This is a genomic window from Priestia sp. P5_B4, assembly GCF_056400385.1.
Genome location: NZ_JBFULJ010000199.1, coordinates 1 through 5,726, shown reverse-complemented (window position 1 = coordinate 5,726; position 5,726 = coordinate 1). Strand labels below are relative to the sequence as shown.

The window sequence follows — 5,726 nt, the reverse complement described above, 5'->3', positions numbered from 1 at the left end:
TCTCTTAATTATTGAAATAGGGAACTATCATATGATAGTTCCCTATATTTACAGACTTGAAGTTTAAACAATAAGTAAGTAGTTTACATAATTATAGCGTCTTAGCCTGGAATACCGTTTAATACAGCAGCCTTATTAGTTGTTTTCTTAACTTTTACCTTCATAACTAACACCTCCATTTCTTAAAAGATATATTTATAATATTGCATTAAAAAGGCATTTTCAACACTTAAATCCAATTTTTATAATATTCAAATAAAAACAGGTAAATTATACTTTTTTTCGTTTATTTTAAACCGACAAATATTCCATTTATAATATTTTTTCTTGCATGTAAAACCAGCATAGATGAGTAATCCAGGTTTCCGCAGTTTTCCATTGAGTAGATATTTTTCTAACTTGTGATTCTGTTAATAATTCATTATACTCATAAATCTCTCCTACTACTTTACGTATAATTAAATCTCCTGCGGGTAGAATGTCTTGACGTCCTATACCTCTCATTAGTATTGACTCTGCCGTCCATTTTCCTATACCTCTATGTTTCATTAAATAGCTACAACCCTCTTCACGATCTAATAAATATAAGCAACTTAAGTCTAGCTCCTCATCTATAATGGCTTTAGTTATTTCATGAATATATTCAGCTTTCCTTTGACTTAGCTTTAAGTCACGAAGTTGGTTTATATTTAACTTCATCACCTTGTGAGGGCATAAATCCGTATAATATTCACAGTTATTAATTATTATTTTAGCTCCTGTTTTTTCTAACAAACTCTTTTTAATCCTATGAGCAACTTTTGCACTAATTTGTTGACCGATAATTGCCCATATAGTGGATTCGTAGACACTTCCTAATAAAACAGGTCTAAACCCTTCGTACATTTTTATTAATTTTCCTATCTTAGATTCATTAGCTATAAACTTTTGAGCTTTGTTTATATCTTGTTCCAGACAAAATATTGTGATGATTTTCTCCTTTACTAGTTGAACCTGATTATTTTTAACTTCTTCACCAATAACTTTAACTTCCAAGTACTTACTATCAATTCCTTCGTCCCTAACTAGTACTAGGTACGTTCTTTCCCCTATTACAAAAGCTCTACAATATGTGTTTTCAATAACCTTCTCGATTACAAAGGAGGGCGAGTTTTTTATGTACCTTAAAATTAAATCAAAATTATATATGCTTGGTTTATTAATTCTAATTATTTTTTGTCTCATAAGTTCCTCCTAATTTTTAATAAATCTATATTAACAGGCTTTCTTAAAAAATTAATGATTAATCTAAATAAACAGATAATATTTATAAAAGGGACCGTCAATAATTTTGTGTAAATACGAATTTCCTTTTCTTATAGATGTTATTCACTAGTTTGTTTTAAACATCATTTGTAGCTCTGCGCGAGCTTGATCAAAACCAATATGACATCTTGTCGCAAAGCGCTGATTATACTGGTCAAATTGGGAAACGAGGAAGCGTTCAAGTGACTCTTCGTTTGGGAATTGTTCCTTACGCTTACTATATTTCTTGATTTGTTTATTAAAAGATTCAATGAGATTGGTCGAATAAATACTGCGCCAAATAGACTTAGGAAAGCTATAAAACGTGAACAAATAAGAGTTATTGAGCAGTGGCTTTGTCACTTTTGGGTACTTTGACTTCCACTTTTCAATAAACGAATGTAGGGCCTGTTGGCCCATTTCAAGGCTTTCTGCACGGTACACAGATTTAAAGTCTTCACAGATTTCAGCTCGATCGGATACACGAACCTTATGAGCAATCGTACGTGAAAGATGGACGCAGCATGTTTGATAAGAGGAAGCTGGATAGATAGAAAAAACACTGTCTGAGATTCCTTTTAACCCGTCGGAAATAAACAGCAGAATCTCCTCTACGCCACGAGATTTGATGTCTTCTAAAAGTTCTTTCCAGACAAAGGCGGATTCGTTAGGAGCGATTGTATAGCCAAGCACTTCTTTTGAACCGTCTTCGCGAATGCCAACGGCAATATAGACAGCTTCTTTAGACACTGTATCTCGTTTTAAAGCAATATATGTAGCGTCTAAATAAACGCACGCATAGCGTGCACACAACGTTCGATCTCGGAATGCTTCTACCTGTTCAGACATCACTTTGGTCATATTTGAAATGGTTTGAGGTGTGTAATGGTGACCATACATGCGCTCCATCAAATGGGCAATTTCAGCAGTCGTTACGCCCTTTTGGAACATATGAATAACAAACGCTTCAAGCGTATCATTGGCTCTTTTATAAGGAGCTACCGTCTGTTGCTTAAAGTCGCCATTCCGATCACGAGGAATAACGAGATGAAGTTCTCCAAACTCTGTGTGCAGCGTTCGTTCGTACGAACCATTTCGTGAATTCCCTGTATTAAATCCAATACGATCATATTTTTCGTAGTCCAAAAAGGCTGTCAATTCGCTCGCTAAGAGCGTATTAACCGCATTTTCTAAGTGAGAACGGAAAATTTCCGTCACATCTTCTTTTTGGACTAGAGCTTGAACAAGATCTGTTGTAAACTGATTCATAGGAAGACCTTCTTTCTTTGAATTGGTTGTGGTGACTTAATTCTACAAGAAAAGGTCTTCCTTTTTGCATTTATTCATTTACACAAGATATTTTACGCTCTCTTATAAAACCATCCATATTTTTCATTGTAATACTTTGGATATGTTATATTTATAGTAAAACTAAAGGAGTGAGCAAAAATGAATGCGATGAGTTTTATTTTACTAAACTTTGAAGAAGTGAGACGTCGAAGTATAGAAGTATGGATGTCAATACCTCAAGATAGGTTAGACTGGCGCCCTGATCCAGAAGCAATGTCATGTAGGGAGATGATACATCATGTTCTTGAAGGAGAATACCTCTATCATCAAATGTTAGAAAAACCCCTTAACCTTTCTCTAACAGAGGAGCATAATCCTTATAAGGCAATAACATTTAGTTCTGTTGAAGAAGCATTAAAGTTTGCTCAACCATATAGGGAAAAATTTATAGAGTTTTTAGGACTCATTAATGAAAAGCATCTAACAGAGATAAAAATAGACCGATCGGAGATGGGGTATATTCGAGAGTTAGGGGACATGTTGTTGCGAGTTGCTTATCATGAATCAGTACATACAGGACAACTTTTAGATTATTTAAGAACTGCAAAAGTTAAACGTCCTATAATATGGGATTAACTTTCTGATTAATCTCCCGTTGTTTTATTTTTTCTCTGCTCTAAAGAACGCTCATACAAAGCCATAAAGTTGTTTACTCAAAGGGGGAAGAACCATTGTGAATAATGAAAAGCAGTTACTTAAATTTCAGACGTTTCAACAACTTCACAAAAGACCCTATACTTTTGTATTGCCTAATGCTTGGGATGTTATCAGTGCTAAAATTTTTGAGAAAAATGGGTTCCCAGCTATTGCAACAACCAGTGCCGGCATAGCAATGTCTTTAGGATATACTGATGGTGAAAAAATTCCTTTTGAACAAATGTTAGGAGCTGTTAAGAGAATTATTAATTCAGTCAATATTCCTGTCAGTGTAGACCTAGAGTCTGGCTATGGAAGGTCTACTAATGAAGTGGTAGATAATGTAAGGAGAATTATTTTAGCAGGAGGAATTGGTATAAACCTAGAAGATGGGACAGGAGATTTAGATAGTCCTATTTTAGATGTTTCGTTGCAAGTAGAAAAAATATCTGAAATTAGATTACTATCCAAATTGCTAAAAGCCCCATTATTTATTAATGCGCGCACTGATTTGTATTGGTTAAATATAGGAGATCCGAATCTAAGACTTCAAGAAGCCATTAATAGGGGAAAAGCATATCAAAAGGCTGGAGCAGATTGTATTTTTATTCCTGGACTATATGACATGGAATCCATTAAAAAAGTTCGACAAGAACTATCTTGTCACATTAATCTTTTGTCTGGGCCAAATTTGCCTTCTATTAATACATTATCACAAGTTGGTATTGAAAGAATAAGTACTGGATCCGCCCCTTTTAGAGCAACTGCTACATTATTACAAAGAATTACTGAAGATATCCTTTATGATAATAATTTTCAACGATTAATGAATGATAATATGAGTTATAATGCAATAACAGAACTAATTGGGACAATTTAATGCTTTACTTTAAAGCGTTAAATTGTTAATCTGCTATTAGACAATCTTTCTTGTAGTGTTATTCCTTAGCCCAAAGTACAAACCATATATAGTGGTCTGTACTTTTTTGTTTTTAAGATTTATTTTAATATCGAGTGAATATATCTATTGCTTAAAATAAGTACAGGATACAGCCATTAAGTGGTCAATTTCTTTTTTCGCAATCGGTTTAACCTTCGTTGAACCCCATACCTTGATCGTCCTATAAGTTGACCGATTTCTTGTTGAGTACGACCTTCCTCGTAGAACATATACCATAGACGGGCATCYTCTTCTTCWGTCCACYKTYTMTTTTCATRTTTWGGACGATTAWAATAATCATATTTCCKTTGTTTMYTTACCCAATCSGGCTCWGGMAWAAGAGTATTTSTAGGTATYTTAGAAAARTTAAGRARYTYTTTATTYTGYTCAGCCCATTTCCAAAAGGCYRATACWTCRATTCCTAYRAAWTTYCGTGTTYTTGCCCTCGTSATTTTATRRGGCAAYYTMTTWTTYTGAATCCAKTTATAAATRGTATGAACATCAAYTTGRAGRAAWYTKGCTAGTTCATATACYGTAATAYTTCCTGTATAAGCTCTTACTCCATATACKCCTAAGCGATTTAATCTAGACTCTAAYGCTGGTATACTTCGCTGCAGTCGTYTAGATATGTGTTTAAGAGATTTGGATCCACAATACTTTAATAGGTATTCATCCTCTGGATTCGTCCATCTCCGCAGTGTTTCTCGTCGTGTTAGTTTTAATATTTTAATACGAGTAGCAATAGAAGAAGGTGTCTTACCTAAATGATTTCCTATTTCCCGGTTATTCATGATATCAATGTTTTCTTTTAAGAAAGTATCTTGTTCCGTTGTCCATTTTTTATGTAAGCAATTCTCTTCGTTTCGAAGGTTTAATCGTACAATCCGTTTATTAACAGATTCTTTGCTACGATTTAAGTGTTCACCCATTCTTTGGAACGTCATCTGTCCATATTGTTTTTTAAGGAATAAATCTTCCTCCGTTGTCCATAGCTTTTGATTTTTACTCAATGTTATCTCCCTCCAGTGCGTGTAGAAATCTTAAAGTGAAGAAGACATTAAAAAAGACGTTAGTGGTCTGTACTAACGCCTTTGATGATATTTATATTTATGGATTAGTAGTGCTTTTATTTATGATTACCTAAATTAGTTATAGTATGGCGTATTATAGGTATATATAATATATCATATTTTCACATGGAGAAATAAATATAAATTTCTCTTTATAAAGCTATAAAGTACTTAGGTATTACTTTTCTAAACTACAGAAAGTCCATTATAATTTAGCCTATACTTCGACGTACATTTGTCTAAAAGGATGTTCCTTTTTGGACGCTATTAGTTATTAATTGACTTGTAGAATCGATTTAAGTTAACATTGAACAAACTTAATACTCCAAAGGGGRGTAGCTGTACAACAAAAGTCGTCACTACGAAACATTTTGTTTCCGGCTTTGTTGGCAATCTTAATTGTTAGCAAGACCTTTTCCTACATTTTTAGTAAGGTGAAGTCTGTG

The 5,726-nt window shown here is 33.7% G+C and carries 4 protein-coding genes; 2 read left to right on the top strand and 2 right to left on the bottom strand.

The window, feature by feature from the left end; all coding sequences use genetic code 11:
- Nucleotides 1-312: 312 nt before the first annotated feature.
- Both AC1DRF_RS15175 and AC1DRF_RS15170 read right to left on the bottom strand, forming a co-directional pair.
- A complete protein-coding gene (locus AC1DRF_RS15175) occupies nucleotides 313-1,224 on the bottom strand; it encodes a DNA-3-methyladenine glycosylase family protein (protein WP_427077109.1) in 912 nt (303 codons plus the stop codon).
- A gap of 147 nt (nucleotides 1,225-1,371) precedes the next feature.
- Nucleotides 1,372-2,553 (bottom strand): IS256-like element ISBame1 family transposase, encoded by a 1,182-nt coding sequence (locus tag AC1DRF_RS15170; RefSeq protein ID WP_050691277.1) that lies wholly within the window; start codon nucleotides 2,551-2,553, stop codon nucleotides 1,372-1,374.
- Between the two features lie 180 nt (nucleotides 2,554-2,733).
- Between AC1DRF_RS15170 and AC1DRF_RS15165 the strand changes: the two genes are divergently transcribed.
- Nucleotides 2,734-3,210, top strand: coding sequence for a DinB family protein (locus AC1DRF_RS15165; protein WP_427077110.1), 477 nt, complete (start codon nucleotides 2,734-2,736; stop codon nucleotides 3,208-3,210).
- A 97-nt stretch (nucleotides 3,211-3,307) separates the two neighbouring features.
- Nucleotides 3,308-4,150 (top strand): isocitrate lyase/PEP mutase family protein, encoded by an 843-nt coding sequence (locus tag AC1DRF_RS15160; RefSeq protein WP_427077111.1) that lies wholly within the window; start codon nucleotides 3,308-3,310, stop codon nucleotides 4,148-4,150.
- Nucleotides 4,151-5,726: the final 1,576 nt, after the last annotated feature.